The organism is Glutamicibacter sp. BSL13 (assembly GCF_052928425.1).
Map to the genome: position 1 here is coordinate 1 of NZ_JAVGCZ010000012.1, position 17,683 is coordinate 17,683.

General features: G+C 66.6%; 17 protein-coding genes. 6 read left to right on the forward strand and 11 right to left on the reverse strand.

The window, feature by feature from the left end:
• The 3 genes from RCJ92_RS03595 to pdhA all read right to left on the reverse strand — a co-directional run.
• The coding region (locus tag RCJ92_RS03595) for a dihydrolipoamide acetyltransferase family protein (RefSeq protein WP_446753784.1) at positions 1-1,129 on the reverse strand (1,129 nt) is incomplete at its 3' end.
• 1 nt (position 1,130) lies between these two features.
• Entirely contained in the window at positions 1,131-2,213 is a 1,083-nt protein-coding gene (locus RCJ92_RS03600) for an alpha-ketoacid dehydrogenase subunit beta (protein WP_138926639.1), read from the reverse strand.
• A 1-nt stretch (position 2,214) separates the two neighbouring features.
• A complete protein-coding gene (gene pdhA, locus RCJ92_RS03605) occupies positions 2,215-3,378 on the reverse strand; it encodes a pyruvate dehydrogenase (acetyl-transferring) E1 component subunit alpha (RefSeq protein ID WP_446753785.1) in 1,164 nt (387 codons plus the stop codon).
• 226 nt (positions 3,379-3,604) lie between these two features.
• On the opposite strand from pdhA, the gene RCJ92_RS03610 reads away from it, so the two are divergent.
• Positions 3,605-4,057: an Lrp/AsnC family transcriptional regulator gene (locus tag RCJ92_RS03610; RefSeq protein WP_171021222.1), complete on the forward strand. Its 453-nt coding sequence runs from the start codon at positions 3,605-3,607 to the stop codon at positions 4,055-4,057.
• A gap of 152 nt (positions 4,058-4,209) precedes the next feature.
• Here the strand turns inward: RCJ92_RS03610 and RCJ92_RS03615 are convergent, their stop codons facing one another.
• From RCJ92_RS03615 to RCJ92_RS03650, 8 genes are all read right to left on the reverse strand, one after another.
• Positions 4,210-4,995, reverse strand: coding sequence for an enoyl-CoA hydratase/isomerase family protein (locus RCJ92_RS03615; RefSeq protein ID WP_446753786.1), 786 nt, complete (start codon positions 4,993-4,995; stop codon positions 4,210-4,212).
• A gap of 10 nt (positions 4,996-5,005) precedes the next feature.
• Positions 5,006-6,166, reverse strand: coding sequence for a 1,2-phenylacetyl-CoA epoxidase subunit PaaE (gene paaE, locus RCJ92_RS03620; RefSeq protein ID WP_138177002.1), 1,161 nt, complete (start codon positions 6,164-6,166; stop codon positions 5,006-5,008).
• A complete protein-coding gene (paaD, locus tag RCJ92_RS03625) occupies positions 6,163-6,651 on the reverse strand; it encodes a 1,2-phenylacetyl-CoA epoxidase subunit PaaD (RefSeq protein WP_054821074.1) in 489 nt (162 codons plus the stop codon). Before paaD ends, paaE begins: the two co-directional genes overlap by 4 nt.
• A gap of 46 nt (positions 6,652-6,697) precedes the next feature.
• Positions 6,698-7,558: a 1,2-phenylacetyl-CoA epoxidase subunit PaaC gene (gene paaC / locus RCJ92_RS03630; protein WP_446753787.1), complete on the reverse strand. Its 861-nt coding sequence runs from the start codon at positions 7,556-7,558 to the stop codon at positions 6,698-6,700.
• Positions 7,555-7,848 (reverse strand): 1,2-phenylacetyl-CoA epoxidase subunit PaaB, encoded by a 294-nt coding sequence (gene paaB / locus RCJ92_RS03635; RefSeq protein ID WP_138176996.1) that lies wholly within the window; start codon positions 7,846-7,848, stop codon positions 7,555-7,557. Before paaB ends, paaC begins: the two co-directional genes overlap by 4 nt.
• A 3-nt stretch (positions 7,849-7,851) precedes the next feature.
• Entirely contained in the window at positions 7,852-8,838 is a 987-nt protein-coding gene (gene paaA / locus RCJ92_RS03640) for a 1,2-phenylacetyl-CoA epoxidase subunit PaaA (protein ID WP_138176993.1), read from the reverse strand.
• Between the two features lie 285 nt (positions 8,839-9,123).
• Positions 9,124-9,882, reverse strand: coding sequence for an amino acid ABC transporter ATP-binding protein (locus tag RCJ92_RS03645; protein WP_138176990.1), 759 nt, complete (start codon positions 9,880-9,882; stop codon positions 9,124-9,126).
• A complete protein-coding gene (locus RCJ92_RS03650; RefSeq protein ID WP_343831949.1) occupies positions 9,879-11,276 on the reverse strand; it encodes an amino acid ABC transporter substrate-binding protein/permease in 1,398 nt (465 codons plus the stop codon). Before RCJ92_RS03650 ends, RCJ92_RS03645 begins: the two co-directional genes overlap by 4 nt.
• Before the next feature lie 303 nt (positions 11,277-11,579).
• On the opposite strand from RCJ92_RS03650, the gene RCJ92_RS03655 reads away from it, so the two are divergent.
• From RCJ92_RS03655 to RCJ92_RS03675, 5 genes are all read left to right on the forward strand, one after another.
• Complete coding sequence (locus RCJ92_RS03655; protein WP_446753788.1) at positions 11,580-13,745, forward strand: S9 family peptidase; 2,166 nt, start codon at positions 11,580-11,582, stop codon at positions 13,743-13,745.
• Positions 13,745-14,812, forward strand: coding sequence for a GNAT family N-acetyltransferase (locus RCJ92_RS03660; protein WP_446753789.1), 1,068 nt, complete (start codon positions 13,745-13,747; stop codon positions 14,810-14,812). Before RCJ92_RS03655 ends, RCJ92_RS03660 begins: the two co-directional genes overlap by 1 nt.
• An 84-nt stretch (positions 14,813-14,896) precedes the next feature.
• Positions 14,897-15,337, forward strand: coding sequence for a hydroxyphenylacetyl-CoA thioesterase PaaI (gene paaI / locus RCJ92_RS03665; RefSeq protein WP_054821979.1), 441 nt, complete (start codon positions 14,897-14,899; stop codon positions 15,335-15,337).
• Positions 15,338-15,467: 130 nt separating this feature from the next.
• Entirely contained in the window at positions 15,468-16,787 is a 1,320-nt protein-coding gene (locus RCJ92_RS03670; protein WP_054821471.1) for a phenylacetate--CoA ligase family protein, read from the forward strand.
• Between the two features lie 109 nt (positions 16,788-16,896).
• Entirely contained in the window at positions 16,897-17,514 is a 618-nt protein-coding gene (locus tag RCJ92_RS03675; RefSeq protein ID WP_138176982.1) for a TetR/AcrR family transcriptional regulator, read from the forward strand.
• Positions 17,515-17,683 lie beyond the last annotated feature (169 nt).

Sequence of the window (17,683 nt, forward strand, 5' to 3'; positions counted from 1 at the left end):
CGGCCTTGCCTTCGCGGGCCAGCGAGGCCAGGCGGGCGAACTCGGCCGAGAGCTGCTGTGCGTTCAGCTGGTGCGCGCCGCGCACGTTGGGGACCACCAGGCCCCGCTCGGTTTGCGCGGCGAAGCCCAGGTTCACCCCGTCGAAGCGGGTCTGTGTCAGCTGCCCGTCGGCCCCCACCTCGATGCGGCTGTTCAGTTCCGGGAACTGCTTCAGGCCCAGCACCGCGAAGCGGGAGATGATGGCCAGCATGCTCGGGGCGCTGCCGGCACTTTCCTTGACCTTGGCGCGCAGCTTCAGCAGCTTGGTGACATCCACATCCACCCAGACGGTGGCCTCGGGAATCTCCCGGCGCGAGGTGCTCATCGCGTTGGCGATGGTGCGCCGCACGCCGGAGAGCACCGTGGATTCGGCCACCGGCAGGCCGGTGCGTGAATCGGTCTGCCCGGCGCCGGCCGGGGCACTGGCCGCCGCAGCCGGGGCCGGGGTGGCTGCCGGGGCCGGGGTGCTGGCCGCCGCCGGGGCGCCGGAGTCGATGCGGGACTGGATGTCGCTGCGCAGCACCATCCCGTTCTGGCCGGTGCCCTGCACGGTGGCGATGTCGATCCCGTGATCGCGCGCCAGCTTGCGCACGATCGGGTTGATCACCAGCGGGGCCTGCTCGTTGGCCGGTCCGGGGGTGGTGATCACGCTGCCGGCGCGCGGGCGGCGCCGGCGGCTGCCGGTGGACTTGGCCGCGCCGGTGCCGTACCCGATCAGCACGTTGCCGCTGCCCTCGTCCTCGGCCTGCGGGGCCGTGGTTCCGGCACGCTCCTCCTCACGGTAGGACAGCGCCCCCTCGGCCGGCTCGGAGTCCGCGGGCGAACCGGAGTCCTGGCCGCCGGCTTCCCCGGCCTCGGTGGCCACGGAGATGAACGGCTCGTCAACCAGCATCATCTGCCCGGCTTCCCCGTGCAGCTGGTGCACCACGCCCTCGAACGGGCAGGGGATCTCCACCAGCGACTTGGCGGTCTCCACCTCGGCGATGGGCTGGTCCACGGCCACGGTGTCCCCCGCGGCGACCATCCAGCGCACCAGTTCGGCCTCGGTCAGGCCCTCCCCCAGATCGGGGAGCAGGAATGTCTTGATCACGTTAGGCCTCCCATTGCAGTTGGTCGACGGCGTCGAGGATGCGCTCGGCGCTGGGCAGGTGGTGCTTTTCCAGGGTCGGGGCCGGGTACGGGATGTCGAACCCGGTCACCCGCAGCACCGGGGCCGCCAGCGAGTGGAAGCAGCGCTCCTGGATGCGGGCGGTGATTTCACTGGCCACGGACACGAAGCCCTGGGCTTCGCCGATCACCACGGCTCGTCCGGTCTTGCGTACCGAGGCGGCCACGGTCTCATCATCGAACGGCACAATGGTGCGCACGTCGATGACTTCCAGGTTCCGGCCCTCCTCGGCGGCGATCTTGGCCGCCTCCAGGGCGGTGGACACGCTCGGGCCGTAGGCCACCAGGGTGGCGTCGGTGCCCGGGCGGGCGATGCGGGCGGTGCCCTCGGTCTTCGCCGCGCGCTGCGCCTCGTACTGCCGGGCCAGGTCCTCCAGGTCCACCTGGTCCTTGGTCCAGTACAGCTTCTTCGGCTCAAAGAACACCACCGGGTCCGGGGAGTCGATGGCCTCGCGCAGCATCAGGTAGGCGTCCTGCACGGTGGAGGGGGTGAAGACCTTCAGCCCCGGGGTGTGGGCGTAGTAGGCCTCGGAGGAGTCGCAGTGGTGCTCCACCCCGCCCACGCCGCCGGCGTAGGGGATGCGGATGACCATCGGCAGCGGCAGGCGGCCCTGGGTGCGGTTGCGCATCTTGGCCACGTGCGAGGCGATCTGTTCGAAGGCCGGGTAGGCGAATGCGTCGAACTGCATCTCAATCACCGGGCGCATCTCATTCATGGCCATGCCCACGGCCATGCCCACGATGCCCGATTCGGCCAGCGGGGTGTCAAAGCAGCGGTGGGAGCCGAACCGGGCGGTCAGCCCGTCGGTGATGCGGAAGACCCCGCCAAGCACTCCGACGTCCTCGCCGAAGATGACCACCGACTCATCCGCGCTCAGCGCGTCGGCCAGGGCGGTGTTCAGGGCCTTGCCGAAGGTCACCGGCTGGTTGGCCGCGGCCTTGGCTGCGGCGGCGTGTGCGGTTTCGGCGCTGACGTTGCCGTTCTCGGCTGATGCGGTTGCAGTCACCTTATGCCTCCTCGCGGGCTAGTTCGTCGGCCAGCAGTGCGGACTGTTCCTTCAGCTGGGCGGTGGGGGTCGAATACACGTGGTTGAACAGCTCCAGCGGGTCGGTGTCCGCGTCCTGGTTCATCCCGTCGCGCAGGGTCTTGGCCACGGTTTCGGCGTGGTCGGTGATCCGCTGCGTGGCCTCGGACTCCAGCAGCCCGGAGTCGGCCAGGTAGGCTTCCATGCGCTTGACCGGATCCTTGGCCACCCATTCGGCCACCTCCGCGTCCTCGCGGTAGCGCTTGTCGTCATCGGCGTTGGTGTGCGCCTGCATGCGGTAGGTGTGGGCCTCGATCATCAGCGGGCCGGAGCCCTCGCGGGCCAGGCGCACGGCGCGGCCCATGACGGCCATCAGCGCGATCAGGTCGTTGCCGTCCACGCGTTCGCCGGCCATGCCGTAGCCCACGGCCTTGTGGGCCAGCGACGGGGCAACCGACTGCTGGGAAAGCGGCACGGAGATGGCGTATTTGTTGTTCTGCACGAAGAAGATCACCGGCAGGTTGAACACGGCGGCGAAGTTCAGGGCCTCATGGAAGTCGCCTTCACTGGTCGCGCCGTCGCCGCACATGGCCACCACCACGGTGTTCTCCCCGCGCAGCTTTGCGGCGTGGGCAACACCCACCGCGTGCAGCAGCTGGGTGGTCAGCGGGGTGGACATCGGGGCCACCTGGTACTGCTTCGGGTCGTAGCCGCAGTGCCATTCGCCGCGGAAGCTGGTCATGACCTCCATCGGGGCCACCCCCTTGGTCATCACCGCCACCGAGTCCCGATAGGTCGGGAAAAGCCAGTCGCCATCCTGCAGGCACAGCGCGGCAGCGATCTGGCAGGCCTCCTGCCCGTGGCTGGAGGGGTAGACGGCCATGCGGCCCTGGCGGACCAGGGCCGAGTTCTGGTCGTTGACCCGTCGCCCGACCACCAGCGCCTCGTAGGCGCGCAGCAGTTCGGCGGGGCTGGGCAGCGGGTACTCGTGCCCCGGCTCCGCGCCCTGCTCCTCGGTGGAGCGCAGCGAGCCGTCCGGGTTCAGCAGATTGATCATGTGCCGTGCCGGCAGCATGTAGTCCTCGGGGGAAATGCCGAATTTGCGGCTGACTTCAGTGATGAGGTCTTCGCGGGGTTCGGTGCTCATGGCAACCCACCTTTCCTGACCGGGTGCGTGACCCACGACAGAGGGTCGTGTGAAATCACTCACCAATACATTCTTTGTTCACAATTATGGGTAACGATGACTATTCGTCGCCAGTCCGGCGGCTGATCCCAGAAAGTTGCGGGAATATTCCCTATACTCGTAGACGAATAGTTCATTCATCAGGGCTTTGACGAGAACTCGTCCGCCCGCAGTTTCAGGAGCTTTGGTGAGCAAGGAAACCGAGATCAAACTCGATGACGTGGATCATGCGATCCTGGCCGAATTGACCCGGGACGGACGCCAGTCGGTGACCACCGTGGCACAGCGGGTGCACGTCTCGCGGGCCCACGCCTATTCACGCATTGCCCGCCTGCAGGACGCCGGGGTGATCACCCGGTACACGGCGGTCATCGACCCGGTCAAGGCGGGTCTGAAGGCCAGCGCCTATGTCACCCTGAAGCTGCGCCAGCATTCGTGGCGGGAGCTGCGGGACCATCTGGCCTCCATCCCGGAGGTGCACCACGTGGGCCTGGTGGGCGGGAACTTCGATGTGATCCTGCTGGTGCGGGCCAAGGACAACCTGGACCTGCGCCGGGTGGTCTTTGAACGCCTCCAATCCCTGCCCACCGTGCTTGACACCCAGACGCTGCTGATTTTCGAGGACGCCGACACCCGGTAGGGGGTATCCCGCAGCCCCCTGGGCCGGCCGCTGTTCCGGCGCATTGCCCCTCCGGCTGGGCGCAGTACCGGTCAACGCACGCAGCCTCCGGGAAAAGACGGTGTCTTTTCCCGGAGGCTGCGTGCGGTCGGTGGCGGTGTTCGCCAGTGCTGTTAGCCGCGGCCGGTGAACCGCGGCGCGCGCTTTTCCTGGAAGGCCTTGAAGCCCTCGCCGTAGTCGGCGGTGTCGCACAGGGCCGCCTGGGCCTTGTTCTCGGCGCGCATGGACGCCCACAGTCCCACCCGCTCGTCACGGATCTGGGCGACCAGTTCTTTGGAGGCCACGAACGCCTGCGTGGCGCCGTTGGCGACCCGGGCCACGATCTGCCCGGTCTGCTCCAGCAGCTGCTCCGCGGCGAAGGCCCGGGAGAACAGCCCGGAGCGCACCGCCTCGGTGCCGGAAATCAGTTCGGCGGTATAGATCAGATCCAGGGTCCGGTGGGCGCCGAGCCGTTCGGTGAACAACCAGTGTCCGCCCGAATCCAGGGTGGCTCCCAGGTTGGCGAACGGGGAGCCGATCTTCGCGTTCTCGGCCACGTAGACCACGTCGGTGGCTACGGCCAGGCCCAGCCCGACGCCCAGGCAGGCGCCGTGCACCGCGGCGAACGTCGGGGCGGGAAACGCCGACATCTTCTGCAGCAGCGGCTGCACCTTGCCGTCGAGGTAGCCCATGACGTCATCGTCTGCCGGGTTCACCCCGGAGATGTCCCGTCCGGCACAGAACCCGCGGCCCTCTGCGCGCAGCAGCAGGGCGCGCACCTGACCGGACTGCACCTGGGCGGCTGCCTGGTCATAGGCCTCGGACAGTTCGGCCAGGGCCGCCTCGTCCAGCGCGTTCATCTTCTGCGGTGCGTTCAGCACCACGGTGGCCACCGAATCGGCAATGTTCAGTTCGATCATCGGGCGGCTCCTAGGCGTCGAAGTCGACGGTGACTTTGTCACTGGTCGGATGGGACTGGCAGGTCAGCACGTAGCCGGCCTCGATCTCGTCCGGCTCCAGCGCGTAGTTTTCGGCCATCTTCACGCTGCCGCAGGTGACCTTCGCGCGGCAGGTGCCGCACACCCCGCCGGCGCAGGCGAACGGAACGTCCGGGCGGACCCGCAGCGCGGCGTTCAGCACGGTCTCATTGGTGCGCACCGGGGACTTGACCTCACCCTGCAGCCCATCGAGCTTGAAGGTGATTTCGTAGCTTTCCTCGTTCTCATCCACCTCGACCGGGCGGCCGATCTGGCCCTGCGGCCGGTTCGGCTCACCGGTGGTGAACAGTTCGAAGCGGACCTTGTCGGCCGGGACCTGCAGTTCGGAGAGCTGGTCGCGCACCAGCTGGACCAGTTCGAAGGGACCGCACAGGAACCATTCGTCCACATCGTCGTGCGGGATGACGGAGTTCAGCAGGGCGGTGAGCTTCTCGGCGTCAATGCGCCCGGAGAGCAGCGGGGAGATGCGCTGTTCCCGGCTGAGCACGTGGTGCAGGGCCATCCGTGAGGGGTAGCGGTCCTTCAGGTCCGCCAGCTCCTCCAGGAACATCACGTCCATGGCGGCCTTGTTTGCGTAGATCAGGTCAAAGCGCGTGTTCTCGTTGGCTTCCAGGATGGTGCGCGCAATGGCCAGCACCGGGGTGATCCCGCTGCCCGCGGCAACGGCCACGAAGTGGTCCTGGGTGAGCGTATCCACGCTGGTCGGGTCGTTCATCCCGGTGAGCTTGTGCTTGGAGATGAAGGCGCCGGCCGGGCTCATCACATCGATCTGCTCGCCGGCCTCCAGTTCCTCATTCGCCCAGGTGGAGAACACCCCGCCCAGGTCGCGCTTGATCGCGACCTTGATCTCGCTGCCGGTCGGTGCGGCACAGATCGAGTAGGAGCGGCGCACTTCCTGCAGCTCGCCCTCGGCGTTGGGCAGTTCCTTGCGCAGGGCCACGTACTGCCCGGCGACGTAGTCGTATTCCTCGGACAGCTCCGGCGGGATCGCGAAGGTCACCTCGATGGAGTCCTTGGTCAAGCGCCGGACCTCGGAGACGGTCAACCGGTGGAAGGTGGCCCGCCGGCGCGTCGGTGTGGTTTGTTCAGTCATGAAAGCACCTTGAAGTAGTCGAAAGGTTCCAAACAGTCGCTGCAGGTGTACAGCGCCTTGCACGCGGTCGAACCGAAGCGGGCGAGTTCACGGGTCTTCAGGGAGTGGCAGCGCGGGCATTTCACGCTCAGCCCCAGGGTCACCGGGCCGCGGTGGCCGGTGCCGGTGGGCGGGGCAATGCCGTATTCGCTGAGTTTGCGTTTGCCGTCCTCGCTCATCCAGTCGGTGGTCCAGGCCGGTGAGAGCACCAGCTTGACGTCCACCTTCTGGTAACCGGCGTCCTCGAAGGCGTGGTGCAGGTCCTGGGTGATCACGTCCATGGCCGGGCAGCCGGAGTAGGTCGGTGTGATGGTCACCTGGACGGTGCCATCCTCCAGCTGCTCGACCCCGCGCAGGATCCCCAGATCGGCGATGCTCAGCACGGGGATCTCCGGGTCATTGACCTTGGAGGCGATGTGCTGCAGCTTCTCGTGATCGGTGCTCATGCTTTGCTTCGTCATCTCTGCTCACCCATTCGGTTCGAAAAGATTGCTACCAGGTCGCGCCCGGGTGCTTGCGGGCCAGGACCTGCATTTCGGCCAGAATGTAGCCCAGGTATTCCGAGTGTTCGCCCTGGCGTCCGCGGCACATGGCCTGCGGCACCTGCGGGGCTTCCAGTCCGGCGGCGTCCAGGACGCGGGTGATTTCCGCATCCCAGGCTGCGCGCAGGGTGGAGGGGCGCACGGCGATGCCCTCAAGCTCACCGTGCAGCGGCTCGTCGGCGAACATCTCCGAGACGTAGGGCCACATGATTTCCAGTGCGTGGCGCATCTTGGCGGCCGATTCCTCGGTGCCAAGGCCCAGGCGGATGGTCCACTGCTCGGCGTGGTCGTGGTGGTAGTGCACTTCCTTCTCGGCCTTGGCGGCGATGGCCGCCAGGGTTTCATCCGAGGAGTTCATCAGCTCACGGTAGAGCAGCATCTGGAAGGTCGAGACGAACAGCATCCGGATGATCGTCACCCCGAAGTGCCCGTTGTCCTGCTCCACGATGTGCAGGGAGGTGAAGTCCTCTTCCTCACGGAAGTAGGCCAGCTCATCCTCGGTCTTGTCCCACGCCAGCCCGGCGTAGGTCAGGAACGAGCGGGCGTGGCCCAGCAGGTCCAGGGTGATGTTCCCCAGTGCCACGTCCTCTTCGAGTTCCGGGGCGCGTGAGACCCAGTGGGCCATGCGCTGGGAGAGGATGAGCGAGTCGTCCCCCAGGCGCAGCGCGTACTGGGCGACCGCCTCGGAGGGCTTGACCCCATCCTGGGCGATGTCCTCCGGGCGCAGCGCGTTGCCCGGGGTGACCCGGGTGGCCGAGGCCAGCGCGTCGCCGAAGCTGTCCAGGGTGGCATCCAGTTCATCGGACTTCACAGGTGCTTCACCCCTTCGCTGGCCTTGTAGTAGGTGGCGTGGCGGTAGTCCTTGCCCTTGGGCGATTCAAAGAATTCATCCTTCGCCCCCGGGTCGGAGGAGATGATGTCATCGGACTTCACGACCCACAGCGACACACCTTCGTTGCGCCGGGTGTACAGATCCCGTGCATTGCGCACGGCCATCTGGGCGTCCGGTGCGTGCAGCGAACCGGCATGTACGTGGGACAGGCCACGGGAGGAACGCACGAAGACTTCCCACAGCGGCCACTGGTTCTTCTGGGTGCTCATCGTTTAGGCGACCTCACTTTGTGCTTGCTTGTTGGCGTATGCGGCGGCGGCTTCGCGCACCCAGGCACCTTCGCGGTGGGCGGCGCGGCGGCGCTCCATGCGGTGGGCGTTCATCGGACCGCCACCCTTGATCACGCTCATGAACTCATCCCAGTTCAGATCCTTGTGGATCCACTTGCCCGACTCCTGATCGAAGCGCAGTTCCGGGTCCGGCAGGGTCAGGCCCAGCACCTTGACCTGTTCGGCGATCATGCCCACGAAACGCTGGCGCAGGTCGTCGTTGGAGAAGCGCTTGATCTTCCAGGCCATGGACTGCTTGGAGTTCGGGGACTGCTCATCCGGCGGACCGAACATCATCAGCGAGGGCTCGTAGAAGCGGTTGATGGCGTCCTGGGCCATCTTCTTCTGCGCCTCGGTGCCGCGGGAAAGGGCCAGCAGGATCTCGAACCCCTGACGCTGGTGGAAGGACTCTTCCTTGCAGATGCGCACCATGGCCCGGCCGTACGGGCCATAGGAGGCGCGGCACAGCGGCACCTGGTTGGCGATGGCCGCACCATCGACCAGCCAGCCGATGGCTCCCATGTCCGCCCAGGTGCGGGCCGGGTAGTTGAAGATCGAGGAGTACTTCGCCCGGCCGGTGAGCAGCTGCTCGTTCAGCTCATCGCGTGCGGTGCCCAGGGTCTCGGCCGCCGAGTACAGGTACAGGCCGTGGCCCGCCTCGTCCTGCACCTTGGCGATCAGGATGGCCTTGCGCTTCAGCGACGGGGCGCGGGTGATCCAGTTGGCTTCTGGCTGCATGCCGATGATTTCCGAGTGCGCGTGCTGCGAGACCTGGCGGGTCAGGGTCTTGCGGTAGGCCTCGGGCATCCAGTCGCGGGGCTCGATGCGCGAATCGTCGTCGATGATGGCATCGAAACGGGCCTGCGACTGCTGTTCCTCATAACTGGGAACGGCGCTAAGCTGCGAATCATTCTGTGTGGTTGCGGCCATGGTTCACCTCACTGATGTCAAAGATATTTACCGACCGTTCGTTCAGTATATTGGTGAGTCACGCATCACGTCAACATGAGTCGCCGCTTACAGCACAAGCTGCGCAGCAGGGCCCGCTCCCCCGCCCAATGGCCGGAAGCAGCCGGCGAAAACCGCAGGTTCTTCCGGCCCCTTGCCCTCCCGCCGGCGGTAGTCGCCTCCCAGCACGAAGGCGCCCGCCCCGGTCCCCGGCCCCAAGGGCCAGGACACCGGAACGGGCGCCGTCTGCGTGGCGGCAGCCAGCCGTTAGAGCACCTTGGACAGGAAGTCCTGGGTGCGGGCCTGCTGCGGGTTGCCGAACAGCTCGGAGGGGACGTTTTCCTCGCACACCACTCCGTCGGCCATGAACACCACCCGGTCGGCCACCTCGCGGGCAAAGCCCATCTCGTGGGTGACCAGCACCATCGTCATGCCCTCATCGGCCAGTTCCTTGATCACCTGCAGCACCTCACCGACCATTTCCGGGTCCAGGGCGCTGGTGGCCTCGTCGAAGAGCATGATGCCCGGGCTCATCGCCAGCGCGCGGGCAATCGCCACACGCTGCTTCTGCCCACCGGAGAGGGAGGCGGGGCGGGCATCGGCCTTCTCCTCCAGCCCCACCCGGCGCAGCAGCTCCAGGGCGCGGGTGCGGGCCTCGGAACGCGACATCTTGCGCAGCTCCACGGGGGCGAGCATGATGTTCTGCGCCACCGACATGTGCGGGAACAGGTTGAAGTGCTGGAAGACCATGCCCACGTGGCGGCGGACCTCATTGATGTCCACCTTGGGGTCGGTGACGTCAAAGCCATCGACCACCACGGTGCCGCCGGTGATTTCCTCCAGCTTGTTCAGGCACCGCAGCAGTGTGGACTTGCCCGACCCGGAAGGCCCGATCACGCAGACCACCTCACCCTCGGCCACCTGCAGGTCAATGCCCTGCAGCACCTCGTTGCTGCCAAAGGACTTGCGCAGCCCCTCGACCTGGATCTTCGGTTGGCGTGACCGCTTTTCGCTGACTTCACTCACTTGTTAAACCTCCGATCGGCGAAGTTCGCCAGTTTGGTCAGGGCCAGGATGGCCACCAGGTAGATCACGGCCACGATCAGCAGCGTCTCGGTGACCCGGAAGTTCGCCGCGTAGATCTGCTGGCCCTGGTAGAGCAGTTCGCCAAAGCCGATGGCCAGCAGCAGTGAGGAGTCCTTGAGCATGATGATCAGCTGGTTGATCAGTGACGGGGTCATGATCTTGAACGCCTGCGGGATCACGACCTTCTGCATTGACTTGCCGTATCCCAGGCCCAGCGAGCGGGAAGCCTCCAGCTGTCCGGGGTCCACCGACTGCACGCCGCCGCGCACGATTTCGGCGATGTAGGCCGCGCCGTTCAAGGACAGGGTCAGCACGCCGGCCACCCAGATGTTCACGCTCTGCCCGATCAGCTGGGCCAGACCGAAGTAGAAGAAGAACGCCCACACCAGGATCGGGGTGCCGCGGAAGAGGTTGATGAAGCCGGTGGCCAGTCCGCGGGCGAAGATGTTGCGGGAGATCTTCAGGAATCCGAAGAGCAGACCCAGCGCCATCGCCACCACGAAGGAGATCCCGGTGACCACCAGGGTGTTCTTCAGACCCATCATCAGGGCCGGGAAGGACTGCTTGAGCAGGTCGAAGAAGCCGCCGGAACTGGAGGCGGCCGGGTCGGCCAGGTAGGAGTCCAGGATCTTGTCGTACTCCCCGCTGTCCTTCAGCTTGGCCAGCCCGTCATTGAAGGCGGCCAGCAGCGCGGAGTTCTTGCCCTTGTTCACCGCGAACCCGTAGGATCCGGCCGGCTCCTTCTCGGTCACGGTCTTCAGCCCGTTGCCCTGGGCGATGCCGTAGGCCAGCACTGGATAGTCATCGAAGACCGCCACCGCGGTGCCAGCCTTGACCGACTCATACATGGTGGCCGACTGGTCCAGCGACTTGACCTCGAACCCGTAGTCGTCGGCGATCGACTTGGCGAAGGTTTCCCCCTCGGAGCCGGTCTTGGCGACCACGGTCTTGCCCTTGAGGTCCTCGTAGCCCTTGATGTCCTCGTTGCCGCGTTCGATGGCCATCTGGATGCCGGACTCGAAGTAGGGTTCGGAGAAGTCGTAGACTTCCTTGCGCTCGTCGGTGATCGACATGCCGGCGATCACGCCGTCGACCTGGTTTGAGCTCAGCGCCTGCAGGGCCGCGTTGAAGCCCAGGGAGCGGATCTCAACATTGAACCCCTCCTCCTCGGCGATGGCGCGCAGCAGGTCCATGTCGATGCCCACCAGATCCCCGCCCTGGCGGAACTCAAAGGGGGCGAAGGTGGTGTCGGTGCCGATGACGAAGGTCTTGCCCTCGACGCCGTCCTCAGGCTGGGCCACGGCGCCGGGGACGCCGATGACCAGGGCCAGCATGGCCAGTAGGGTGCTGGCCAGCCAGCGGCGCCACTGCCGCGGGCCGCTGGCCCGGCGCGGTCGCAGTTGCTCTGGCCGCGCAGAATTATGTGTAGTTGTCACCAAGTTTCACTCTTTCTTCCAAGGTGCGGTTCCAAGGTGTTGTGCTTGTTAGCTGGGTCATACCTCCTTGCTTTAGCCTAAAGCCATCGGTGAGTAGAAGGTACCCGCCGCGCTTTGGCGATCCTCCCGCCGGGGCGACGCGCCGGTTCGCGCAGGGCTAGATCCATCCCCGGCAGGGTGATGGTGGGTTTAGATGGGATCATGCATTCCGAATCGAAGATCCCGCACCCCCCGGTGGCCGCCAAGCGCCCCACCACCCGCACCCACCACGGTGATACCTTCACCGATGACTATGAATGGCTGCGCGAGAAGCAGAACCCGCAGGTCATCGAGCACCTCCAGGCCGAGAACCGCTACACCGAGGCGATCAGCGCGAGCCAGGAGCAGCTGCGCCAGGAGATCTTCGATGAGATCAAGTCCCGCACGGTGGAAACCGACCTGTCGGTTCCCACCCGGCGCCGCGGCTGGTGGTACTTCACCCGCTCCGTGGAGGGCCAGCCCTACCTGATCCACAGTCGGGTCAAGGCCGCGGACACCGGGGACCTGGAGGCGGACTGGACCCCGCCGGTGATTGACCCGGCCGCCGAGCTGCCCGGGGAGCAGGTGCTGGTGGACGGCAACCGGCTGGCCGAGGGCGAATCCTTCTTCGCCCTGGGCGGGATGGCCATCAATGAGACGAGCAACCTGCTGGCCTACTGCGTGGACACCACCGGGGATGAGCGTTTCACCCTCTACCTGAAGGACCTGCAGACCGGGCAGCTGCTGGCTGACACCATCGAGGGCGTGTTCTACGGGTTGGCCTTCTCCCCCGATTCGCGCCGCGTGTTCTACACCGTGGTGGACGAGACCTGGCGCCCCCACCAGATCCGGGCGCACGTGCTGGGCACCGACCCGAATAAGGATGCGGTGATTTTCCAGGAAGATGACCCGGGCATGTGGCTGGGCTTTGAGCTCAGCGCCGACCGGGAGCACCTGCTGATCTCCAGCGGCAACTCCGAATACTCCGAGACCAGCGTGCTGGATCTGCGGGATCCGGCCGCCGAGGTCCAGCTGCTGGTGGACCGTTCCCTGCGCCTGCTGCACGCGGTGGACCTGCTGCCCGGCGAGCGCGCCGACGAGGTGCTGATTACCCACGACCACCAGGCACCGAACAACCGGATCTCCCTGGTGCCCCGCGATCAACTCGGTGCCGCAGCCGATCCCGGGCAGTGGCCCGATGTGGTGCCGCACCGGCCCACCGTCAAATGCGAGGGCGCTCTGATCACCGCGACCCACCTGGTGCTCTCGGTGCGCCGGGACACCTGCGAGCGGGTGGAGCTGCTGCCGCTGCAGGGGCTGGGCACCGACGCCCAGCAGCCGGTGCTGGAGCCGCAGTTCGAGGAACAGCTGTTCACCGCCTCCCCGGTGTTCGCCTCCCTGGAATCCCCGGTCGCGCGCATCGCCTACACCTCGGACTTCACTCCGGCCCGGGTCTATGACCTGGTCCTGGAGGACCACCGGCTGCTGTTGCGCAAGCAGACCCCGGTGAACAACTATGACGCGGCCAACTACCGGGCCACCCGCCACTGGGCCAGCGCCGCGGACGGGACCCAGATCCCGCTGACCGTGATGCACCGGGTGGATGTGGATCTCTCCCGCCCGCAGCCCACCCTCATCTACGGGTACGGATCCTATGAGATGTCCATGGACCCGGGCTTTGGCATCCCCCGGCTGAGCCTGCTGGACCGCGGGGTGGTGTTCGTGGTGGCCCACGTACGCGGCGGCGGCGAACTGGGGCGCGACTGGTACCTGCAGGGCAAGAAGCTGAACAAGAAGAACACGTTCACCGATTTCGTGGACGCCACCACCTACCTGATCGAGAAGGGCATCGCCGACCCGCAGCGGATCGTGGCGTTGGGCGGTTCGGCTGGCGGGCTGTTGATGGGCGCGGTGGCGAACCTTGCCCCGCAGCTGTACGCGGGCATCATCGCCCAGGTGCCGTTCGTGGATGCGCTGACCTCCATCCTGGATCCGGAGCTGCCGCTCTCGGCCCTGGAGTGGGAGGAATGGGGCAACCCGATCCAGGACCGCGAGGTGTACGAGTACATGAAGTCCTACTCCCCGTATGAGAACATCCGTCCGGTGCCCTACCCGCGCATCGCCGCGGTCACCTCCCTGCACGACACTCGGGTGCTGTATGTGGAGCCGGCCAAGTGGGTGGCGAAGCTGCGTGAGGTGGGCACCGGCACCAAGCCGATCGTGCTGAAGACCGAGATGGAAGGCGGGCACGGCGGTGCCTCCGGCCGCTACGAGGGCTGGAAGAACCGGGCGTGGGATTATGCGTTCGCCCTCGATGCCCTGGGGCTAAACCCGGCCGGGAACAGCTAATGAGCTCCCCGCGGCCGGTGGAGCTGCAGTGGCTGGAGCATGCCCGGTGGTGCGCCGAACCGGCGTTCACCGGGCTGCTTGGGCTGGCCGCGGGCCCACCGGACGCGGCACGGCTGCAGGGCCTGGTGCAGCACTGCGCGCAGCTGCCCCTGCTCGGGGCGTTTGCCTCCCCCGGAGAGTTGGTGGGCCTGGCCGCCTACCGGCGCCGTCCGGGGCAGTGTGTGGAACTGGAATACCTGGCGGTGCTGCCGCAGGCGCAGCACCGCCAGGTGGCTTCGGCCCTGGTGCAGGCGCTGCGCACGGCCGAGCAGGCCACGGTGGGGGCCGCCACGGATGATGACGCCATCGGCTTCTACCGGGCCCGCGGCTTTCTGGTTTCCCGGGCGCCGCGGGATCCGCGCTGGCCCGCGGCCACCCGCTACTGGTGCACGCTGGCGCACCCGGCCGCCCTGCGTCAGCGGCCCACCGGCGATCCGGGGCTTCCGTATCTTGACGGGGCACCGGCCCCGGGCAGCATCCAGGTGGTGCCCGCCGACCCGGGCTGGGCGCAGCACTTTGAGCAGCTGGCCGAGCGCCTGCGCCGGGCCCTGGGGGCCACCGCGCAGGTGGTTGAGCATGTGGGCTCGACCTCGGTGCCTGCGCTGGCGGCCAAGCCGGTCATTGACATCAACCTGCTGGTGGATGATCCGCGGGACGAGGATTCCTACGTGCCGCAGCTGCGCGCGGCCGGGCTGCTGTTCTGGTTGCGGGAGCCGGGCTGGCACCAGCACCGGTTGTTCAAGCAGCTGGCCACCGGCAGCACGCTGGAGGCCAATATCCACCTCTTCGCGCTGGGCAGCGCCGAGCACTGCCGGATGGTGCTGCTGCGTGACCGGTTGCGCTCCGACCCGGCCATGCGGCGGGCGTACGCTCGGGCCAAGCTCGACGCGGCCGGCCAACTCAATGAGCGCACCGCTCACCAGGGTCTGGTCATGGACTACAACCGGATCAAGGAGCCGTTCATCCTGGGCCTGCTGGAGCAAATCGTCCACGGATTCCCGGAAGACTCTTTGCCCACCACGGCGTGAAACAGTAGACACCCCGACTTGACTTGAGTCACAATTCATTATTACCTAATGATCGTTCGGTAAATAATTCCTGCAGGGGTGCCCATGAGCGAAACACAAGTCGAAAAGTCCCTCCCCCACGCCATCCTGGCCAATGACTACGCCACCGAATGGATGGGCATTGAAGTGCTGCAGCTGGGGGACGGCACCGCCACCATCACCATGCAACTGCGCAAGGAGATGCTCAACGGTTTCGGCATCGCCCACGGCGGGATGGTCTTCGCCCTGGCCGATACGGCCTTCGCCCTGAGCTGCAACCCGGCCGAGGGCAGCGACAAAACCATCACGGTGGCCTCCGGGGTGGACATCAACTTCCTCAAGCCAGGCATTCCCGGACGCACGCTGACCGCCCACGGACAGCGGGTCGCCCAACAGGGCCGCAGCGGCGTGTACGACATCCGAGTCACCCAGGACACCCCGCAGGGAGACGAGGAACTGCTGGCCGTCTTCCGCGGCCGCTCGCGCACCATCCCCAAGCCGGCCTGACACCGCTCCCGACCAGGCCCCGGGGCGTCCCACCAGAAGGCGGCGCAGCAAAAGCCCGGGCAGCCTGGCTCCCCCGCACCGGTCCGCCGGTGCGCACGGCCCCACCACATCACGAACGAAAGATTTGAGCATGACCCAGAACCCCGAACGCGAAGAGCTACCCAACCCGCTGGATCCCGAGGAACTGATGAGCCGGGATGAGATCGAATCGATCCAGCTCACCCGGTTGCAGGAAACCATCGCCTACGCCTACCAGAATGTTCCGTACTACCGCCAGAAGTACGACGCGGCCGGTGTGCACCCGGGGGACATGAAGGAATTGTCCGACCTGGCCAAGTTCCCCTTCACCGAGAAGGAGGACCTGCGCAAGTCCTACCCGTTCGGGATGTTCGCGGTACCCCAGCACCAGATCGCCCGCCTGCACGCCTCCTCGGGCACCACCGGGCGGGCCACCGTGGTCGGCTACACCCAGAAGGACCTGGATGACTGGGCCCGACTCGGGGCCCGCTGCCTGCGCCTGTCCGGGGTCAAGCCGGGCTGGAAGGTGCACAACGCCTACGGCTACGGCCTGTTCACCGGCGGGCTGGGCGCCCACGCGGCGGCCGAGAAGCTGGGCACCACGGTCATCCCGATGTCCGGGGGCCAGACCGAAAAGCAGATTACCCTGATCCACGACTTCCAGCCCGACGCCATCCTGTGCACCCCCACCTACCTGCTGACCATTGGCGATGCGATGCAGCGCATGGGCCTGGATCCGCGCGGCACCTCGCTGAAGGTGGCGGTGCTTGGCGCCGAGCCGTGGACCGAGGAGATGCGCCACGAGCTGGAGGAGATGTTCGGGCTGGACGCCTGCGACATCTATGGCCTCAGTGAGGTCATGGGTCCGGGAGTGGCCGGGGAATCCAATGAGCTCAAGGACGGCAGCCACATCTGGGAGGACTACTTCCGCCCGGAGATCCTGGACGCCTACGACGAAACCAAGGTGCTGCCCGACGGGCAGCACGGCGAACTGGTGTTCACCTCGCTGACCAAGCAGGCGCTGCCGATCATCCGCTACCGCACCCATGACCTGACCCGGCTGCTGCCCGGCACCGCCCGGCCCGGGCACCGCCGCATGGGCCGGATCACCGGGCGCAGCGATGACATGATCATCCTGCGCGGGGTGAACCTGTTCCCCAGCCAGATCGAGGAACTGATCCTGAAGGTCCCGGCCCTCTCCCCGCATTTCCAGCTGGTGCTCACCCGCCCCGGACGCATGGACCAGCTGGCGGTCAAGGTCGAGCGCCGCAGTGACGCGACCGCCCACGAGGTCTCCACCGCCGGGCAGGAACTGGCCTCGCTGATCAAGATCCACATTGGCTCCAGCTGCGCCATCGAGGTCGTTGAGCCCGAGACCCTGGAGCGCTCCATGGGCAAGCTCAAGCGCATCTACGACATGCGCAACCTGTAGCGTTCGCATCCGCCACCCGGCGGGTACGGCCACAACGGGGTGTGGGGGCAAACCGGTGTTTGCGCCCACACTCCGTTTTTGTCTTCCGTAATGGGATAATCGAGGAATCATGTCTGAAACCGAAACAGTTAACGTCTCCGCCCGTCGGGGCCGGCCCGGCTACGACCAGGACTCCGTGCTGGCGATCGCGGTGGAGCTTTTCAACCTCCACGGCTATGACGCCACCAGCATGGGCAAGCTCGCCGACCGGCTGGGGATCAGCAAGTCCGCGATTTACCATCACGTGCCCTCCAAGGAGGACCTGCTGCGCCTGGCCCTGGATGAGGCCCTGATCCCGCTGGAGGCGGTGGTCGAGGACGAGCACACCCACGGGCGCAGCGCCGACGAGCGCCTGGAATACTTCCTGCGCGCCACCGTGCGGATCCTGGTTGCCAAGCGCTCCTACGTCACCCTGCTGCTGCGCCTGCGCGGCAACACCGCCCTGGAACGCGCTGCCCTGGAGCGCCGCCGCGCGGTGGACCGCAAGCTGGCAGAACTGGTGACCCTGGCCCAGCAGGAAGGCTCCCTGCGCCAGGACCTGGAGCCACGCACCACCGCCCGCCTGCTGTTCGGCATGATCAACTCGGTCGTCGACTGGTACCGGGAGGATGGTGTGATCACCGCCGCAGGCCTGGAGCAGCACGCGATTTCCATGGTGTTTGACGGGCTGCACGTCCAGCGCCCCTAGCGCCCCGGGGTGCCAGCTCCCGGGTGGCCGGCTGAGATTGCTTCACAGGTTTCAGATATAGCATCGTGAAGGTGCATGGTGATGCGCTGGGCCCGGTCCCGGACCGGGTGATCCTCCCTGCCCCGCCGGCAGGCAGCGCCCGCCGACCCCTATCATTGCCGAACTAGCT